21 protein-coding genes and 1 tRNA gene are annotated in these 17,421 nt (G+C 69.9%); 9 read left to right on the forward strand and 13 right to left on the reverse strand.

The window, feature by feature from the left end; genetic code table 11:
* Nucleotides 1–102: 102 nt before the first annotated feature.
* The 3 genes from FS769_RS00820 to FS769_RS00830 all read left to right on the forward strand — a co-directional run bounded on the left by FS769_RS00820 (nt 103) and on the right by FS769_RS00830 (nt 2,708).
* Nucleotides 103–810: an ABC transporter ATP-binding protein gene (locus tag FS769_RS00820; protein ID WP_144828121.1), complete on the forward strand. Its 708-nt coding sequence runs from the start codon at nt 103–105 to the stop codon at nt 808–810.
* Complete coding sequence (locus FS769_RS00825; protein ID WP_144828124.1) at nt 807–2,111, forward strand: ABC transporter permease; 1,305 nt, start codon at nt 807–809, stop codon at nt 2,109–2,111. The genes FS769_RS00820 and FS769_RS00825 overlap by 4 nt, the downstream gene beginning before the upstream one ends.
* Nucleotides 2,112–2,513: 402 nt before the next feature.
* Complete coding sequence (locus FS769_RS00830) at nt 2,514–2,708, forward strand: alternative tryptophan synthase beta-subunit (RefSeq protein ID WP_230704428.1); 195 nt, start codon at nt 2,514–2,516, stop codon at nt 2,706–2,708.
* Nucleotides 2,709–2,715: 7 nt separating this feature from the next.
* Here the strand turns inward: FS769_RS00830 and FS769_RS00835 are convergent, their stop codons facing one another.
* Nucleotides 2,716–3,063: a YnfA family protein gene (locus FS769_RS00835; protein ID WP_144828131.1), complete on the reverse strand. Its 348-nt coding sequence runs from the start codon at nt 3,061–3,063 to the stop codon at nt 2,716–2,718.
* A gap of 133 nt (nt 3,064–3,196) precedes the next feature.
* Here FS769_RS00835 and FS769_RS00840 point away from each other — a divergent pair, with 133 nt between their 5' ends.
* Entirely contained in the window at nt 3,197–3,436 is a 240-nt protein-coding gene (locus FS769_RS00840; protein ID WP_144828133.1) for an alternative tryptophan synthase beta-subunit, read from the forward strand.
* Between the two features lie 97 nt (nt 3,437–3,533).
* Here FS769_RS00840 and FS769_RS00845 read toward each other — a convergent pair whose 3' ends face one another.
* Complete coding sequence (locus tag FS769_RS00845) at nt 3,534–4,640, reverse strand: acyl-CoA desaturase (RefSeq protein ID WP_186325370.1); 1,107 nt, start codon at nt 4,638–4,640, stop codon at nt 3,534–3,536.
* 216 nt (nt 4,641–4,856) lie between these two features.
* Entirely contained in the window at nt 4,857–5,564 is a 708-nt protein-coding gene (locus tag FS769_RS00850) for a hypothetical protein (RefSeq protein WP_144828137.1), read from the reverse strand.
* A 127-nt stretch (nt 5,565–5,691) separates the two neighbouring features.
* Here FS769_RS00850 and FS769_RS00855 point away from each other — a divergent pair, with 127 nt between their 5' ends.
* Nucleotides 5,692–6,306, forward strand: coding sequence for a hypothetical protein (locus FS769_RS00855; protein WP_144828139.1), 615 nt, complete (start codon nt 5,692–5,694; stop codon nt 6,304–6,306).
* Nucleotides 6,307–6,328: 22 nt separating this feature from the next.
* The gene (locus FS769_RS00860; RefSeq protein ID WP_144828142.1) at nt 6,329–6,598 is read left to right on the forward strand and encodes a hypothetical protein; all 270 of its coding nucleotides are present in this window, start codon (nt 6,329–6,331) and stop codon (nt 6,596–6,598) included.
* Between the two features lie 100 nt (nt 6,599–6,698).
* Here the strand turns inward: FS769_RS00860 and FS769_RS00865 are convergent.
* Nucleotides 6,699–6,772: transfer RNA gene (locus FS769_RS00865), tRNA-Pro, on the reverse strand.
* Between the two features lie 123 nt (nt 6,773–6,895).
* Here FS769_RS00865 and FS769_RS00870 point away from each other — a divergent pair.
* On the forward strand, nt 6,896–7,474 hold the full coding sequence (locus FS769_RS00870) for a GNAT family N-acetyltransferase (RefSeq protein WP_144828145.1): 579 nt from the start codon (nt 6,896–6,898) through the stop codon (nt 7,472–7,474).
* 42 nt (nt 7,475–7,516) lie between these two features.
* Nucleotides 7,517–7,900 (forward strand): RNA-binding S4 domain-containing protein, encoded by a 384-nt coding sequence (locus tag FS769_RS00875; protein ID WP_144828148.1) that lies wholly within the window; start codon nt 7,517–7,519, stop codon nt 7,898–7,900.
* Between the two features lie 542 nt (nt 7,901–8,442).
* Here the strand turns inward: FS769_RS00875 and FS769_RS00880 are convergent.
* A complete protein-coding gene (locus tag FS769_RS00880; protein WP_144828151.1) occupies nt 8,443–9,345 on the reverse strand; it encodes an NUDIX hydrolase in 903 nt (300 codons plus the stop codon).
* Nucleotides 9,346–9,431: 86 nt separating this feature from the next.
* Here FS769_RS00880 and FS769_RS00885 point away from each other — a divergent pair, with 86 nt between their 5' ends.
* The gene (locus tag FS769_RS00885) at nt 9,432–9,845 is read left to right on the forward strand and encodes a GNAT family N-acetyltransferase (RefSeq protein WP_144828154.1); all 414 of its coding nucleotides are present in this window, start codon (nt 9,432–9,434) and stop codon (nt 9,843–9,845) included.
* 290 nt (nt 9,846–10,135) lie between these two features.
* Here FS769_RS00885 and FS769_RS00890 read toward each other — a convergent pair whose 3' ends face one another.
* From FS769_RS00890 to FS769_RS00925, 8 genes are all read right to left on the reverse strand, one after another.
* Nucleotides 10,136–10,582: a DUF805 domain-containing protein gene (locus tag FS769_RS00890; protein WP_144828157.1), complete on the reverse strand. Its 447-nt coding sequence runs from the start codon at nt 10,580–10,582 to the stop codon at nt 10,136–10,138.
* A 105-nt stretch (nt 10,583–10,687) separates the two neighbouring features.
* A complete protein-coding gene (locus FS769_RS00895; protein WP_144828161.1) occupies nt 10,688–11,125 on the reverse strand; it encodes a DUF805 domain-containing protein in 438 nt (145 codons plus the stop codon).
* 339 nt (nt 11,126–11,464) lie between these two features.
* The gene (gene der, locus FS769_RS00900) at nt 11,465–12,988 is read right to left on the reverse strand and encodes a ribosome biogenesis GTPase Der (RefSeq protein WP_144828164.1); all 1,524 of its coding nucleotides are present in this window, start codon (nt 12,986–12,988) and stop codon (nt 11,465–11,467) included.
* Nucleotides 12,978–13,736: a (d)CMP kinase gene (gene cmk, locus FS769_RS00905; RefSeq protein WP_260979661.1), complete on the reverse strand. Its 759-nt coding sequence runs from the start codon at nt 13,734–13,736 to the stop codon at nt 12,978–12,980. The genes der and cmk overlap by 11 nt, the downstream gene beginning before the upstream one ends.
* Nucleotides 13,729–14,862: a prephenate dehydrogenase gene (locus tag FS769_RS00910; RefSeq protein ID WP_144828167.1), complete on the reverse strand. Its 1,134-nt coding sequence runs from the start codon at nt 14,860–14,862 to the stop codon at nt 13,729–13,731. The genes cmk and FS769_RS00910 overlap by 8 nt, the downstream gene beginning before the upstream one ends.
* Before the next feature lie 54 nt (nt 14,863–14,916).
* A complete protein-coding gene (locus tag FS769_RS00915; RefSeq protein WP_260979662.1) occupies nt 14,917–15,753 on the reverse strand; it encodes a pseudouridine synthase in 837 nt (278 codons plus the stop codon).
* Nucleotides 15,750–16,376, reverse strand: a complete 627-nt coding sequence (gene scpB, locus FS769_RS00920; RefSeq protein ID WP_144828170.1) for an SMC-Scp complex subunit ScpB — start codon at nt 16,374–16,376, stop codon at nt 15,750–15,752. Before scpB ends, FS769_RS00915 begins: the two co-directional genes overlap by 4 nt.
* The gene (locus FS769_RS00925; RefSeq protein ID WP_144831716.1) at nt 16,366–17,127 is read right to left on the reverse strand and encodes a ScpA family protein; all 762 of its coding nucleotides are present in this window, start codon (nt 17,125–17,127) and stop codon (nt 16,366–16,368) included. Before FS769_RS00925 ends, scpB begins: the two co-directional genes overlap by 11 nt.
* Between the last annotated feature and the right edge of the window lie 294 nt (nt 17,128–17,421).

The following is a 17,421-nucleotide window of genomic DNA, read 5'->3' on the forward strand; positions in this document are numbered from 1 at the left end:
GACCATCGCCCGCTCGGGGCAGACGAGATCTCCCCCCACCGGGGTATGCCCGCACCCCCGCTGAGCGACGCGGCGGCGAGCCCGCGCGACGACAGTGGAGCCATGACCACCGAACCTCCTCCCCCGCTCTTCTCCGTCGTGGACCTGCACAAGTCGTACGGCCGCGGCTCGGCGCGCTTCGACGCGCTGCGCGGAGTGTCGCTCGACATCCGACGCGGCGAGAGCATCGCGATCGTCGGCAAGAGCGGCTCGGGCAAATCCACCCTCATGCACCTGCTCGCCCTCATGGACGCCCCCACCACCGGCTCGGTGGTCTTGGAGGGGACGGATGCGGCGACCCTCCGCGGTCGTCGACTGAACCGCACCCGCAACAAGACGTTCGGCTTCGTGTTCCAGCAGTTCTTCCTCACCCCGAGCGCCTCGGTACTCGACAACGTCGTGCTGCCGCTGAAGATCGCCGGGGTCGGCCGGGCCGAGCGCAAGCGTCGGGGACTGGCGGCCCTGGCCGAGCTCGACATGCAGGACAAGGCGAAGAACAAGGCCACGGCCCTCTCGGGCGGCCAGAAGCAGCGCGCGGTCATCGCCCGCGCCCTCGTCAACGACCCGCAGGTGATCTTCGCCGACGAGCCCACGGGCAATCTCGACACCGCCACCGGCGCCGTCGTCGAAGACATCTTGTTCCGCCTCAACCGCGAGCACGGCATCACCCTCATCGTCGTCACGCACGACGAAGACCTCGCCGCGCGCTGCGATCGCCGCGTACAGATCCGCGACGGCGTGATCGTCGCCGAAGAACGGAGTGCGGCATGAAGACCACCGACCTCGTCGCCACCGCGGCGGCCAACACGTTCCGCTCGAAGACCCGCACGATCCTGACCGTCCTCGCGATCTTCGTCGGCGCGTTCACCCTCACCCTGACAAACGGGCTCGGCACGGGCATCAACCGGTTCATCGACGACACGGTCTCGGCGATCGGTGCCGGCGACGTGCTCACGGTGACGAAGACGAGCACGAGCGATGCGGCATCCGGAGCCCCTCAGAAATACGACCCCGACTCGGTCGCCGGCGGCACCACGAACCCCGGTCGACCGGGCGCGAGCACGGCCGTCTCGGCGCTGACGGATGCCGACATCTCGACCATCGAGGGCCTGTCGGGCATCGAGCGGGTCGTCCCCGCGAAGGCCGTGAAGATCGACTTCGTGCAGTACGACGGAGGGCAGCCCTACGTCGCGTCGGCGGGCTCGCTGATCAGCGGTCAGACCCCGCAGCTGGCGGCCGGAACGGCGCCCGACGGTTCGAGCACGACCCTGCAGACGGCGATCCCCGAGTCGCTCGTCTCGCCGCTCGGGTTCTCGAGCGCCGATGACGCGGTCGGGGCCACCCTCACCGTCGCCGTGTCGGATCCGGTGCGCACCCCGCACCTGGTCGAGGCGACGATCACCGGCGTGACGGAGGGCGCCTTCGCCAACGCCACCTCCCTCACCACCAATCCCGCCCTCGAAGACGCCCTGTTCGCCGCGCAGAACACCGGCGTGCCCTCCGACCAGCTCGACCGGTACGCCAGCGCGAGCGCCTTCGTGTCGCCGACGGCCACCGCGGCGCAGATCGACGAGATCAAGACGACGCTCACGGATGCCGGATACACCGGCCAGACCGTTTCGGACCAGCTGGGCACCTTCAAGGCCGTGATCGACGGCATCGTGCTCGTGCTGAACGCGTTCGCCGTGATCGCGTTGCTGGCGGCGAGCTTCGGCATCGTCAACACCCTGCTGATGTCGGTGCAGGAGCGCACCCGTGAGATCGGGCTGATGAAGGCGATGGGCATGGGCAGCGGGCGGGTGTTCTCGCTCTTCAGCCTCGAAGCGGTGTTCCTGGGATTGCTCGGCAGCTTCATCGGCGCCGCGGTGGCGATCGCGGTCGGCACCGCGGTGAGCGCACAGCTCGGTCAGAGCCTGTTCAGCGACCTGCCGGGGCTGCAGCTGATCGCGTTCGATCCGACGTCGATCCTGGTTACGACGGTGGCGATCATGGCGATCGCGTTCCTGGCCGGCAGTCTCCCCGCGGCACGGGCTGCCCGGGCGGATCCGGTCGAGTCGCTCCGCTACGAGTGACCGCAGTTCCGCGAACGCAAGAGGGCCGGATGCCATGGCATCCGGCCCTCTCGTATCGAACCCCTTAGCGGAGGTTCCGGACGACTACTCGCCGCCGTTGATGACCGACAGATACGACCCGAAGGGACGTGCGGTGTCGGAGGCGGCGAAGTCGTCGGCGATGCCCTCGTGAGGCGCGTTGTCGTTCTGCATGGATCGAGTGTGGCTGACCTGCCTGGAGCGGAAACGGTCCTTGACAGGAACGGGAAAGTACGCCTAGCTAACTACTCATCAGTCGAGACGTTGAATGTCTGCGTCCGGCAATCGATACCCAGATTACGCATAGGGAAAATATCGGTACTACTGGTCTTTCGAGGACTACGGTTCCCTCGAAGGGGGTAGACCGTGACCAAACCTCGCACTGTGACACATGTGTACTCGCTCGGCGGCGGCTGGGAGAAGACCTCCCACGAGACCTTGACCCCGGAGGTGGCCGAAGAACTGCGCCATCAGGGATTCACCATGGTGCGCGCGCGACGCGGCATGTTCGACACCCGCGAGATCTCGCTCCGCGACTATCCGCCGCAGCGCGCGGGCGCACCGACCGTTCCGAGCTGACCGCGCGTCAGGTGCCGGCCGTGTCCGCCGACGGGGCGAACACGATGATCGCCGCCCCCACCAGGGCGACGGCCGAGCCGACGTAGTCCCACGTCGTCGGCTTGAACCCGTCGACGACGATGCCCCACGCCAGCGATCCCGCGACGAACACCCCGCCGTAGGCTGCGAGCACCCGGCCGAACTGCGCGTCGGGCTGCAGCGCCGCGATGAATCCGTACGCCCCCAGCGCGACGATGCCCAGAAGCGCGAGCCACCATCCGCGGTTCTCGCGCACGGCCTGCCAGATCAGCCACGCTCCCCCGATTTCGGCCACGGCGGCGAGCAGGAAGAGGACGATGATGCGTGCGGTTGTCACCCGACCATTGTCGGCGACGCGCGATCGGCCCTACACCACCGAACGGGGGACAGACAGCGCGCCGGAGCCGGCGTAAGGTTGGCCACCCCGCTCCAACGACGTGGCCCCGAGGGGTTTTCGTCAGGAGGACACCATGACTCGACCGCGTACCGCCACTCACGCCTATCGCATTCCGGGCGGCTGGCAGAAGGTCCCGCACCACCCGCTCACCGCGGATTTCGCGCGCGACCTCCGCGGCCAGGGCTTCACGATTGTGCGAGCCCGACGCGGGTGGAACGACTCGCGGGAGCTGTCGCTGACGCAGTACGCCGCGGATCCGGCATCCGGAACCTCCACCTGGGTGGACTCCGAGCTGAAGCCGTTCAGCGGCTGACCACTCGGCTCGACCATCTCGCAGCGGGGCTCCATCGGTAACGCCGGAGGGGCCCCGCTCTGTGCGAGGCCCCTCCGGGGTGGTGGATCAGAGAACGTCAGGCGCGAGCGGCCGCCGAGGTCATCGGGCACTCGAACGGGTCGCGGGCCGCGAGACCCACCCGGTTGAGGTACTGGATGACGATGCCGTACGACTGCAGCAGCGTGGTCTCGACGTAGGGGACGTTGAGCGTCTGGCTGTGCTCCTTGACGATCGCGCGGGCCTTGCTGAGGTGCGGGCGCGGCATGTTCGGGAACAGGTGGTGCTCGATCTGGTAGTTCAGGCCACCCATGAGCCACGTGGCCCACCAGCCGCCGGTGATGTTGCGCGAGGTGCGCACCTGCTTGCTGAAGAAGTCGAGCTTCGCGTCGGGAGCGATGACGGCCATGCCCTTGTGGTTCGGGGCGAACGAGGCGCCCATGTACAGCCCGAACACGGCGAGCTGCACGCCGACGAAGGCGAAGGCCATGCCGAGCGGCAGGAAGACGAATACCGGAGCGACGAAGATCGCGAAGCGGAGGGCGATGAGGCCGAGCTCGGTCCAGCGACCCTTGACCGGCTCCTTCGAGAACAGGTGGCGCAGACCGATGAAGTGGAGGTTGGCACCCTCGAGCGTGAGCAGGGGGAAGAACGCCCAGCCCTGGCGCTGCGTGATCCAGCGCTGCAGGCCGCGCGCCTTGGCGGCGTCGACCTCGATGAACGAGATCGTGTCGATCTCGATGTCGGGGTCTTTGCCCACGCGGTTGGGGTTGGCGTGGTGGCGGGTGTGCTTCGAGGTCCACCACGACAGGCTCATGCCGACGACGCCGGCAGCGAGCCACAGCGCCAGACGGTCATTGGCCTTGCCCGAGGCGAAGATCTGCTTGTGCGCGGCCTCGTGGGCGAGGAACGCCACCTGGGTGAGCAGAATGCCGAGCGCCGCGGCGATGAGCAGCTGGAACCAGCTGTCGCCGAGCAGGATGAAACCAGTGACGCAGCCGGCGAAGCCGAGGGTGAGCACGGCCCCGACCATCGCGTAGAAGCGGCGGGCGCGGACCAGCAGGCCCGTTTCGCGCACGACCTGCGAGAGCTCGGTGTAGGCCTTCGCCATGGGCGGGAAGTCCGTCGTCCCCTTGTAGGTCTGACGGATCGGCCCCATCCGGGACTCGATGACGGGTGCAGCCATTGCGTGCTCCTCGGGTGGGGGTGACCGTAGCGGCCCGAAGCCGAAGGCGGATGCCGAGGACTTGTTCGCGACGCTACTGGGGGCGTATGCGCGATCGCGAATACTTCGCGGTGCCGAGCCCCGGAATCACGCGGGTCGTGGCTGTGAACAGGGGCGATTGCCCAGGCGATTGCCAGGCTGGGGCCGCTTGGGGGTCGTATTCCGGGGCGGCGACGCTCAGTCGCGCAGGACGTATGCGGTGACGCTCGGCGAGAGCTGGCGGGCGTCGAAGCGACCGAGAACGATGTTGTTCATCTTGGTCGTGTCGGGCTGCCCGATGACCACCCATGTGTCGTCGCTCGCCTGGGCCGTGACGTCGGCGGCACCGCACTGCGCCGTCGTCTGATTGCCGCCGGTATTCGTCTGCACCACGGCCAGGCACACTTCGTCGGGCTGGTCGGGCTGGCGCCCGATGTAGATCACACTGTCGTCCAAGAAGGCGACGTAGCGAACGGTGTCGGCATCCAACAACCCCATGGCCTCCGGAATGGGGAATTTGTCTTCGCCCGTCGCGGCGTATCGCAGCTCCGGGATGTCCGCCGCGCTGCGCAGCGTCGGCAGGGTCGTTCCGATGACGATCCCTGCCAGCAGGCCCAGAGCGAGCGCAGCAGTGGTGAGGATCGCAATGCGTCGTCTGCTCAGGCCGCGCCCGGTATTCGCGGGGCGGAGCTCGGACTCCGGGTCGGGGTCGGGCTCGGGGTCGGACTCGGGGTCGGGGTCTCGATCCGCGGGCGCCTCCCCGCGGGCCGTCGTCCGCGCGCGGTGTTCGAGCTCCTGCAGTCGCTCGACGTGCTCGTCTGTGAGCGGAGGCTGCGCGTCCGCACCCCGGCCGTAGGCGCGGGCGCGCAAAACCGTCAGTTCCTCGTGTTCTGCGGCGGTGAGCATGCGTCCACTCTGCCGCACCGGGTCACGCCGATCCGGGAGACGCTGCGAGGCGTTACCCCAACAGCGCGTGGACCCGCTGGCGCAACGCCGCTGTCGCCTCCTGGCGCGAACGCCCCGCCCCATCCTCGTGAAGGAGGTCGACGGCGACCTCGACGAGGATTGCGGTGCTGAGGAAGAGGTCGGCCGCGACGACACCCTGCCCGTCATCGCACGGGTGTCGCGAAGCGCGGATGGCCGCCGCGGGAGTGCCGAAGCGCTCGCGCACCGCCGCACGCTCTTCGGGCGTCGCGTCCCAGAAAGGTCGTCCTGTTGCCGCGGCCCGATCGATCACGTTGATCAGGAACTCACGAGCGTCTGTCTGTGCCACGTCGATTGTTCGTGGCGGCGGGGCGGGTGGATGGTGGGGCGTCCTACTGGTTTCGCAGCCGCCTACGCGGCCGCGTCGCCGGGGGTCAATGGCTGGACTTACCGCGCACGCGACCTGTTGGCTGGGGACATGGGGATGACGAATGCCGAGGTGAAGCGGATCGTGCTTCCGACCGTTCCGCTCTCCGCGTTGACGGTCGTCGCGTTCGTGCTCGCGGTGAACGGGCTATGGGTCCTCGCGGTCATCGTCATCGCTGTGGCCGTTGCCTCCCTCATCTGGTCGGTGCGACGCGAGCGGAACCGCGACGCCGACGAGGCGCTCGCGCGTGCCGCTCGCTACGAGGCGGCCGAGCGGGATCAGGACCCGGTCTCGTGATCTCGTTCATGGATGCGACCTCGTGAACGCCGAGGATCGCGCGGCGGCTCTCCGTCGCCTCGACGAGGTCGAGGACCAACTGCTCCGGTCCACCATGAGCCTGGCCCGCTGGGACCCCGGTGCGCACGTGTGGCGGGAGGAACTGGATGCCGAACAGGCGCGCTTTCGCGAACAACTCGGCCTCCCGCCGGCCCCGGGCGCCGGCGCCACGAGCAGCAGGGCCGAGTGGGTCATGCTGATCGCGTCGTGCGTCGCGATCGTGACGGTCCTCGCGCTGCTCAACCTGGGGTGACACGAAGCGGGACGTTCGGCGGACCATGCGTGCGCTTGCCGCGCGCTTCGCGCGTGAAACGACGAAGGGCCGGAATCCCGAAGGATTCCGGCCCGATCTGTCGGGATGACAGGATTTGAACCTGCGACCCCTTGACCCCCAGTCAAGTGCGCTACCAAGCTGCGCCACATCCCGTTACCCGCGAGCGGGCAACTCCCCTATATTAGCCCCTCGCCGACAGTGCCGCGAACCAGCGCACGGCCCGGGCGTGTGGCCGCCCCCTTGTCGATGTCGGACCCCCTCGCTACGGTCGCCGACATGACGATCGAGATCCTGCCCGCGACCTCCGACCGCTTCGACGACGCCGAGGTCGCGCTCGACAGCGGCGATGGTCCCGGATGCCAGTGCCAATGGTGGCTGCTCACCAACGCGGAGTTCGAGAAGAACTCCCGCGAGCAGCTCACCGAACGCTTCCGCACCGAGATGCAGGGCGAGCGGCCCCCTGGGCTCATCGCCTATGTCGACGGAGAACCGGCAGGATGGGTGCGCGTCGGCCTCCGCACCGATCAGGCGCGACTCCTGCGCACCCGCGACGTGACGACCTCCACGGCCGAGCCGCTCGACGCCGACGACGTGTGGGCGGTGTCGTGCTTCGTCATCCGCACGGCCCACCGCGGTCAGGGGTTGATGAAGAAGCTGCTGGATGCCGCGGTCACGACCGCCCGCGACGCCGGGGCACGAGTCGTCGAGGCGTACCCCCTCGACCCCGCCGTCTCGAAAAGGTCGGCAAACCAGCTGTACCGCGGCACGGTGTCGGTGTTCGAGGACGCCGGCTTCGACGTCGTCGATCGACCCAAGCCGGATCGCGCGCTCGTCTCCTTAGCGCTGCGCGACTGACCGCCCGACCTACGATGGAGGTTCGCCCACCGAGGATCTGACATGACCGATGCCCCCACCACCGCGCGCGTCGACGCGTGGCTCTGGGCCGTGCGCGTCTACAAGACCCGGTCCGCGGCGACGACCGCGTGCCGCGCCGGTCACGTGCGCGTCAACGGCGAACGGGCCAAGGCCGCGCAGCCGGTGCGGCCGGGCGATGAGTTGCGGGTGCGTATCCAGGGCTTCGACCGCATCCTCGTGGTGAAGAAGACGATCGCGAAACGCGTCGGCGCTGCCCTGGTCGCGGAGTCCGTCGACGATCGCACTCCCCCGCCGCCGTCGAAGGAGAGCATGCCGTTCGTGCCCGTGCGCGATCGCGGTGCCGGACGCCCCACGAAGCGCGACCGGCGTGACATCGAGAAGCTGCGTGGCCGCGAGCTCGACTGATCGCAGGGACCGGGGGCTTCGACAAGCTCAGCCACCTCCCCACCTGCCCGCGGTAACTCAGGTCCCTGAGCCTGTCGAAGGGGCCGGAGGCTTCCACAAGCTCAGCCACCTCCCCACCTGCCCGCAGTAACCCAGGTCCCTGAGCCTGTCGAAGGGCCGGAGGCTTCGACAAGCTCAGCCACCTCCCCACCTGCCCGCAGTAACCCAGGTCCCTGAGCCTGTCGAAGGGCCGGAGGCTTCGACAAGCTCAGCCACCTCACCGACCCGCGGTAACCCAGGTCCCTGAGCCTGTCGAAGGGCCGGAGGCCTCGACAAGCTCAGCCACCTCACCGACCCGCGGTAACCCAGGTCCCTGAGCCTGTCGAAGGGACCGGAGGCTTCGACAAGCTCAGCCACCTCCCCACCTGCCCGCAGTAACCCAGGTCCCTGAGCCTGTCGAAGGGCCGGAGGCTTCGACAAGCTCAGCCACCTCCCCACCCGCGCGCGGTAACCCACGTCCCTGCGCCTGTCGAAGGGCAGCCACCTCCCGACCCGCGCGCGGGTCAGTCGAGCTGCTCCAGCAACCAGCGCGCGCCGTGGACGACCGCGCCGAGCTCCTCGACGCGCGTCGCGAGCTCTCGGTCGCTCGTCACGACGACGACCGGTCGGTGCTGAGCGACCAGCTCGCGAACAACGGTCACGATCTCGTCGTCGCCCTCGCCCGGCGCGTGCCGCACATCAATCGCGGGTGCGACAGGCTCCGCCGACCGGGCCTGGCCCTCGAGCACGGCCGTGACCGACGGAAACCAGCGCGTCGCGGAAAGCCCGAGTGCCTCGGCATCCACTCCCCGCTCGGCGAGTCGCGAGACCTTGGTGACGATGCGGGTGGCGGCGCCGGCGCGGTCTTTCCACCAGCCGTCGGGCACCGCGCCCATCACGTTCGCGACGTCGACGACGATCGCGGGTCGCGAGGCGAGGGCCGCGCGCAGAGCCGGCCACGAGTCCGCGAAACCCGGATGCAACGGCAGGCCGTCGACCCGATCGACCGGAACCCACTCGAGCGCGACGCTCTCGGGGTCGCTGATCACCGGTTCGAACGGCGTCGCGACGTCGGCGACCAGCGTGGAATACGACCAGATGCCGAGGTCGAGCACGCTCTCGAAGCGCGGGCTCACGGCATCCGCCGGAACTCCCGCCTCTTCACCCGACTCGCGCAGCGCCCCGTCACGGGCGGACTCGCCCTCGTGACGGGCACCGCCGGGCAGCGCCCAGGTGTCGCCGAAGTGACTCCACGACACGCGGTGCTGCAGCAGCACGCCGCGGACGGGATCGAGGGCCAGCAGACCCGCAGCGCCGAAGCGGCCCCAGTACTTCTCGCCGGTGGGCGCGACGACCCACGCATCGCCGGGGTCACGGGGCCCGTGCGGACGCCGCGGTTCGCCCGGGGCGGGAGGCTGGATCGTCATCCCCTCCAGCCTGGCACACCCGCCGCGCCGCAGCTCCGCCGCGCGTCACATCGCGCCTCGAACGCCGCCGCCGCGACACTGGAGGCGTGGACTACGACCTCGACGACGACCCCGAACGCATCGACCGCGACGCGGTGTGGACGTGGCTGAGCACCGAGGCCTACTGGGGCCGCTGGCGCACGCGGGCCGACGTCGAGGCGCAGCTCGACAGCGCATGGCGCGTCGTCGCCGCCTACCACCGCGAGAGCGGTCGGCTCGTGGGCTTCGCACGCGCGATCTCCGACGGAGTGGGCTTCGCCTACCTCGCCGACGTCTTCGTGGTCGAGGAACACCGCGGTCACGGCCTGGGCAAGGCGATCGTCTCGCGCATGATCGACGAGGGTCCTGGCCCGCACTTCCGCTGGACGCTGTTCACGAGCGACGCCCACGGCCTCTATCGTCAGTTCGGTTTCGCCGAGCCCGATCGCACCGCGCTGGTGCGCCCCGCGGCTCCGGCTTAAGCCTGCCGAGGCCCCCGGTGCGGCCGCACAGGACGCGCGAGACTGCATCTCGCTGACGAACCCGCGACAACCTGCGACGGTTTCGTCAGCGAGATGCAGTCTCGGCGAACCCCGGCGGGCGAACCCCGGCGAGCGAACCCCGCACGCGCGACACCCCGGCCACCGAACCCCTCACCCTCGACACCCCGGGCGCCGCGACCCCGCGACAGCCCGCCGCCACGGCATCCGCCCCCTCCCCAATGACGAACGCCCCGACTCCACGCGGGAGACGGGGCGTTCGCTCGACGGGCTCAGGCGTCGAAACGCGCGCCCTGCGGGTCGGACGGCATGAGCTCGAACACCAGCAGGACGATCCCGCCGACGAACGGAACGAAGGCGATGAGCATCCACAACGCGCTGCGGTTGCTGTCGTGCAGGCGGCGCGCGATCAGGGCGAGGTGCGGCACGATCGTCGCGAGGCCCCAGAGGAACAGCACGATCAGGAACACGAGGCCGAGGCCGCTCGGCGGCACCGGGTTGCCCGCGGCGTCGACGCCGCCGCCACCGCCCGTGATCAGCGCGAGCATGCTGAGCACGAACGAGATCACGGCGTTGGCGAGGATCCACCACCAGAACTCGCTGCGGCTGGCCCGCCCGGTGAAGGTGGCGTACTTCTTGAAGAAGCGCTGGACGGCGGCTCCGATCGGCGCGCCGTAGTACGGCTGGCTGAGCGGAACGGCGGAAGAAGCAGCGGTCATGTGTGTCCCCCTGACACGATGGCGAGTGCAATGCACGCCGATGAGGTCACCGGCGCGAGTGAACCCTATCGACTCGGTCGGTCGCGCGAGGGCACCTTGCGCCGGTCAGCGGTCGAAACGCGCTCCCCCGGGGCGCGATGCCTGCACCGTGAAGACGAGCAGGATCACCGGTCCGATCAGCGGGATCAGCCCGATGAAGATCCAGAATCCGCTGCGATCCGTGTCATGCAGGCGCCGCACGAGCACCGCCAGCGTCGGCACGATCGTCGCGAGGGCCCACACCAGCCAGATCAACCCGAGGATCACCCCGAGCGGACCGGTGACGGTCATCGAGCCGTCGGCTTCGACGCGGATGCCGTCGGTCAGCGTGGGCAGCGCGTTCAGCACCGTGCCCACGACGGCGGCGGTCAGCACCCACCACCAGTACTCGCTGCGGCTCGCGCGCCCGCGGAAGGTCGCGTACTTCGCGAAGACGCGGCGGATCGCGGCGCCCAACGGAGCGCCGTAGTACGGCTGGTCGAGGGGCGGCGCGACGGTGGTCATGTGGTCTCCCGGCAAGAAGAGGGCGGATGCCACGGCGGCGCCGTCGCGAGAGCACTGTATCGACCACCCGGTCGGGTGCGGGCCCGCTTGCGCCGGTGCGGCGCGCTAGCTCCACGGCCCGGCGCGCGCCGGCTCCACGGCCCGGCGAGCGGTCGAGACTGCATCTCGCTGACGAACCGGTGTCAGGCTGCGCCCGGCTTGTCAGCGAGATGCAGTCTCGCGAGAAGTCCCGGCCCGCAGACCCGCCCGCACGCGGGGTCACGACGGCGCGACCGGCATCCCTCCGCACGCGAAAGCGCCCCGCCCCACGACGGGGACGGGGCGCTCGCGACGCGTGACTCAGCGCTGGCGCTTCTCGCGGATGCGCATGTTGAGCACGATCGGGGTGCCCTCGAAGCCGTAGATCTCGCGCAGGCGTCGCTGGATGAACCGGCGGTAGCCCGGGTCGAGGAACCCGGTCGTGAACAGCACGAATGTCGGCGGACGCGTGGCCGCCTGCGTGCCGAACAGGATGCGCGGCTGCTTGCCTCCGCGCAGCGGGTGCGGGTGCTCGGCGACGAGCTCCGACAGGAAGGCGTTGAACTTTCCGGTCGGAATGCGGGTGTCCCACGACTCGAGTGCCTGCTCGAGGGCGGGCACGAGCTTGTCGAGGTGGCGACCCGTGCGGGCCGAGATGTTCACGCGCGGGGCCCACGCGACGTGCGCGAGGTCTTGCTCGATCTCACGCTCGAGGTAACGGCGACGGTCCTGGTTCTCCATGTCGTCGTCGCTCAGGCGATCCCACTTGTTGAACGCCAGCACGAGCGCGCGACCCGACTCGAGCACGAGGTCGATGATGTTGAGGTCCTGCACGCTGATCGGCTGCGACACGTCGAGCACGACGACGGCGACCTCCGACTTCTCCAGCGCGGTCGAGGTGCGCAGCGACGCGTAGAAGTCGGCGCCCTGCGACAGGTGCACACGGCGACGGATGCCGGCGGTGTCGACGAGCGTCCAGAGCTTGCCCCCGAGCTCCACGACCTCGTCAACCGGGTCGCGGGTGGTGCCCGCGAGCTCGTTGACGACGACGCGCTCTTCACCGGCGGCCTTGTTCAGCAGCGACGACTTGCCCACGTTCGGGCGACCGAGGATCGCGACGCGGCGGGGGCCGCCGATCTCGTACTTGGCGACGGCCGAGACCTCGGGCAGCACCTTCATGATCTCGTCGAGCAGGTCGGCGACACCGCGACCGTGAATGGCCGAGACGGGGTGCGGCTCGCCGAGCCCGAGGTTCCACAGGGCCGTGGCCTCGGGCTCCTGGCGCGCGTCGTCGACCTTGTTGGCGATGAGGAACACCGGCTTGCCGCTCTTGCGCAGCAGCTTCACGACGTGCTCGTCGGTCGAGGTCGCCCCCACCGTGGCATCCACCACGAACAGCACGATGTCGGCGAGGTCGATCGCGACCTCGGCCTGTGCGGCCACCGAGCGGTCGATGCCCTTCGCGTCGGGCTCCCACCCGCCGGTGTCGACCAGCGAGAAGCGGCGGTCGAGCCACTCGGCCTTGTAGGTCACGCGGTCGCGGGTGACACCGGGGGTGTCCTCGACGACGGCCTCGCGCCGGCCCAGGATGCGGTTCACCAGCGCCGACTTGCCGACGTTCGGGCGACCGACGATCGCGACCACCGGCAGCGCCGGCAGGAACTCGATCTCTCCGTCACCCGACGCCAGGCCCGCGAGCAGCTCGGCGTCGTCCTCATCGAGGTCGAAGTCGGCCAGGCCCGCGCGCAGCGCTTCGGCCCGCTGTTCGGCGAGCACCTCGTCGAGGTTCTCCATCTTTTCGGCGAGCTGGTCGGGCCCGCCTTCGTACTCGTCTTCAACGCCCATCGCGGGCTCCCATCGTGGAGTCGACGACGTTGAACACGGCGTCGACGGTCTGTTCGAAATCGAGGTGGGTCGAATCGACGACCTCGACGCCGGGGGCGGCGGTGAGGAAGTCGACGACCGTGGAATCGGCGGCGTCGCGCTTGTGCAGCGCAGCGGCCACCTTGGCGGCGTCCTGGTCGGTGAGCTCGGCGCTGCGGCGCGCGGCGCGCACCTCGGGGGCGGCCGTCAGCAGAACGCGCACGGGGGCGTCGGGAAAGACCACCGTGGTGATGTCGCGGCCCTCGACGACGACACCCTGAAGAGCGGCGGATGCCACGAGCCGGCGGAACAGCTGGTTCACGGCCTGACGCACGGCGCCCACGCGGGCGACCCCGCTGACGGCGTCGGTCACGCGCGGCTCGCGGATCGCGGTCGTCACGTCGACGCCGCCGACGCGCACCCAGCGGTCGGTGGTGTCGAGCGAGATCGCGTAGTCGAAGTCGCCGAACACCTCGAGCACCGCGGTGGCGTCGGAGGTGTCGACCCCGTGCTCGAGGGCGTGCCAGGCGAGGGCGCGGTAGGCGGCGCCGGTGTCGAGGAATCCGTAGCCGAGGCGGGCCGCCGTCGCCTTCGAGACGCTCGACTTGCCGCTGCCGGCGGGACCGTCGATCGCGACGACGACGGGGGCGGATGCCGAGCCCTCGGCGGGGGCCGCGAAGCCCGGCGCGGCGAGGCCGGGGCGGAAGAGGGCGGGGGTCGGATCAGTCATGGGTGGTGCTCGCAATCCGCCATCCGCGCTGCTCGAGCCCGTCGACGGCTCGGCGGACGGCGTCGGGGACGACGCTGATCTCGGCCAGACCGAAGGGAGCCCCCGGTGAGTGCTCGAGACGCAGGTCTTCGACGTTCACGTCGAGGTCGCCGAGTTCGCCGAACAGGCGTCCCAGCTGGCCGGAGGTGTCGTCGATCATGACGACGAAAGTATCGAAGCGGCGGTTCTGACCGTGCTTGCCGGGCAGGCGCTCGACGCCCTCGTTGCCGCGGCGGATGGTGTCGGCCACCGCGCGACGGGCGCCGGGGGCGTCGGGGTCGCGCAGCGCTGCGGCCACCTCGGTGAGGTCGGACGCGAGCTCGTCGAGCACGGCGACCACGGGGGCCGCGTTCGCTCCGAGGATCTGCACCCAGAGTTCGGGAGCGGATGCCGCGATGCGCGTCGTGTCGCGCACGCCCTGGCCCGCGAGACGGAGCGATCCGTCGGGGGCCGTGACGAAGCGACCGGCGAGCAGGCTCGCCACCAACTGCGGCACGTGCGACATGAGCGCCACGGACTCGTCGTGCTCTTCGGGCGTCATCTCGAGGAGCGTCGCCCCGAGGTCGAGGGCGAGGCCTTCGACGAGCGAGAGGTCGTAGGCCGAGGTCTCGCCGTCGCGGCAGACGACCCACGGGCGGCCGACAAAGATGTCGGCGCGGGCCGAGATCGCTCCCCCGCGCTCGCGCCCGGCCATGGGGTGCGAGCCGATGTAGTGCGTGAGATCGACCCCTCGTTCGCGAAGGTTGCGCAACGGTTCGAGCTTCACGCTCGCGACGTCGGTGACCACGGCATCCGGATGCGATTCGAGTTCGCGCTGCACGACGTCGGCCGTCACGTCGGGCGGCACGGCCACCACGATCAGCGAGGGCTCGTCGTCGGGGCGCTCGGCGCGACCGGCGCCGTAGTCGATCGCGAGGCGCAGCTGCGAGGGAGACGCGTCGACGAGCACGACGTCGACACCGCGGGCGGTCAGCGCGTGGCCGATGCTGGCACCGAGCAGACCCGAGCCGACGATGCGGACGGTGCCGCTCGTGCGGGTCGCCAAAGGCCCGGCCGCGCGCGCGGACGTTCCGTTCGGTTCGCTCATCGGGTCTCCTGCTGCCCTGGGCGACGCCTCACGCGCCGCGGGCGCCCGCGAGACTCACTCGGCCGGATCGGCCGGAGCGCTGTCGGACGTGCGCGACAGCGTGAGAAGGGCACCGCGTTCTACTGTAGTCAATTCGCGCGCCTTCCCCACCGGGAGAGTTCCCAGGTGCAGCGGCCCGAACTGCCGACGCACGAGTTCGATCACCGGGTGACCGACCTCGGCGAGCATGCGCCGCACGATGCGGTTCTTGCCCGAGTGCAGGGTCAGCTCGACCAGGCTCTCTCCCCGCGAGGCGTCGAGCAGGCGCGCCTTGTCGGCCGCGATGCGTCCGTCTTCGAGGTCGACGCCCCGGATCAGGCGCTGGATGGTCTGCGGGAGCACCTGCCCCTCGACCTTGGCGATGTACACCTTCGTGACCCCGAACGAGGGGTGCGCGAGGACGTGGGCGAGGTCGCCGTCGTTGGTCAGCACGAGCAGGCCGCTCGTGTCGGCATCCAGTCGCCCGACGTTGTAGAGCCGCTCGTCCCACTCCTGCGTGAACTGACGCAGGTCGGGGCGGCCGCGGTCGTCGTTCATCGAGCTGACCACCCCGGTGGGCTTGTTGAGGATGACGTAGCGCTTCGACTCGTCGAGCTGAATGGCCGTGCCGTCGACGTCGACCAGGTCGGTCTCGGGGTGGATGCGGCGACCGAGCTCGGTGACGACGAGGCCGTTCACGCGCACACGGCCCTCGACGATCATCTGCTCGGCGACGCGGCGCGAGGCCACTCCGCGGTTGGCCAGCACCTTCTGCAGGCGGATGCCGTCATCGCTCGCGGAACCCGCGCCCTCGGTCGCCGTGCCGTCACTCAATGAGCCCCCGGTCGCTGAGCCTGTCGAAGCGTCGCTCATTTCAGTACCTCTCCGTCGAATCCGTCTGAGCCGTCGTCGAGCAACGGCGAGATGTGCGGCAGCTCGTCGAGCGAGTTGATGCCGAGGTTGACCAGCAGCTGGTCGGTGGTTCCGTAGTGGATCGCGCCCGTGTCGGGGTCGGTGAACACCTCGGTGATCAAGCCGCGGGCAAGCAGGGTGCGGACGACCGAGTCGACGTTGACCGCGCGGATCGACGCCACCTGCCCCCGGGTCACGGGCTGCTTGTAGGCGATCACGGCGAGCGTTTCGAGCGCTGCCTGCGACAGCCGCGAGGGCGCCTGGGTGTTGACGAACTCCCCCACCACGTCGTCGTACTCCTCGCGCACGTAGAGGCGCCACCCCCCGCCGACCTCGCGCAGCTCGAAGCCGCGGACCGGTCCCCCGGTCTGACCGTCGTAGTCGGCCACGAGCGTCTCGACGGCCTGTCGAACGGCCGGCACGGGCGCACCGACGGCGGCGGAGAGGCTCACGAGGCTCTGCGGTTCGTCGAGGATCAGCAGGATCGCCTCGAGGCGACGGGCGACGGATGCCGTGTCGCTCGGGCGCTGTGCGGGGATCGGGGCCTGCGCGGGGGCGGTGTCGATCACGGTGTCATCGGTCATAGTCGGCTCCCAGGGCGGCGAGGTTCTCTTCCGACCACCTCTCGGCGGTCCAACGGAGTGTGAGTTCGCCGAGCGGTTCGAGCTGCTCGAACGACAGGGCGGCGTGGCGGTACAGCTCGAGGATCGCGAGGAACCGCGCGACGACGACCCCCGTCTCGGTGACGCCGGCGACGAGGTCGCGGAAGTTCAGCGTGCCCGCGGAGCGCAGCAGCGTCACCACGATCGCCGCCTGTTCGCGGATGCTGATGAGGGGCGCGTGCAGGTGGTCGAGCCCCACCGTCGGGATCTCCTTCGGCGCGAAGGCGACCACCGCGAGCGCGGCGAAATCGTCGGCGCTGAGCGTCCACTTCAGCTCCGGCACCGCACTGCGGTACTTCTCGTCGAGCTGCACGTTGCGCGTGTGCCGCTTGTCTTCGCGCTGCAGGCAGCGCGCGAACCACGCCGAGACCTCCTTGAAGGCCCGGTACTGCAGCAGACGCGCGAAGAGCAGGTCGCGCGCTTCGAGCAGCGCCACCGACTCGGCATCCACCAACTCGCCCTGCGGCAGCAGACCCGCGATCTTCATGTCGAGCAGGGTCGCGGCCACCACCAGGAACTCCGACGCCTCGTCGAGGTCGCCGTCGGGTCCCATGGCGCGCAGATACGAGATGAACTCGTCGGTCACGCGGCTGAGCGACACCTCGGTCACGTCGAGCTCGGCGCGCGAGATGAGGGTCAGCAGCAGGTCGAACGGCCCGTCGAAATCGGGCAGCGAGACGCGGAACCCGGCGGGGGCGTCGTCCGCGAGGCGGCTGAGCTCGTCGGAGCCACCGGTCGCCGGGGGATCGCTTGCGAGGTGGCTGAGCTTGTCGAAGCCACCGGGCGCGAGGGGGCCGGACCCTTCGACAAGCTCAGGGGCCTCCGTTGCGAGGGGGCTGAGCTTGTCGGAGCCACCGGGCGCGCGGGGGCCGGGCCCTTCGACACGCTCAGGGACCTCCGTTGCGAGGGGGCTGAGCTTGTCAGAGCCACCGGGCGCGCGGGTCCCGGGCCCTTCGACAAGCTCAGG

Origin of the sequence: Microbacterium sp. BH-3-3-3 (assembly GCF_007679045.1) — a bacterium.
In the GTDB taxonomy this organism is placed as follows: Bacteria; Actinomycetota; Actinomycetes; order Actinomycetales; family Microbacteriaceae; genus Microbacterium; species Microbacterium algihabitans.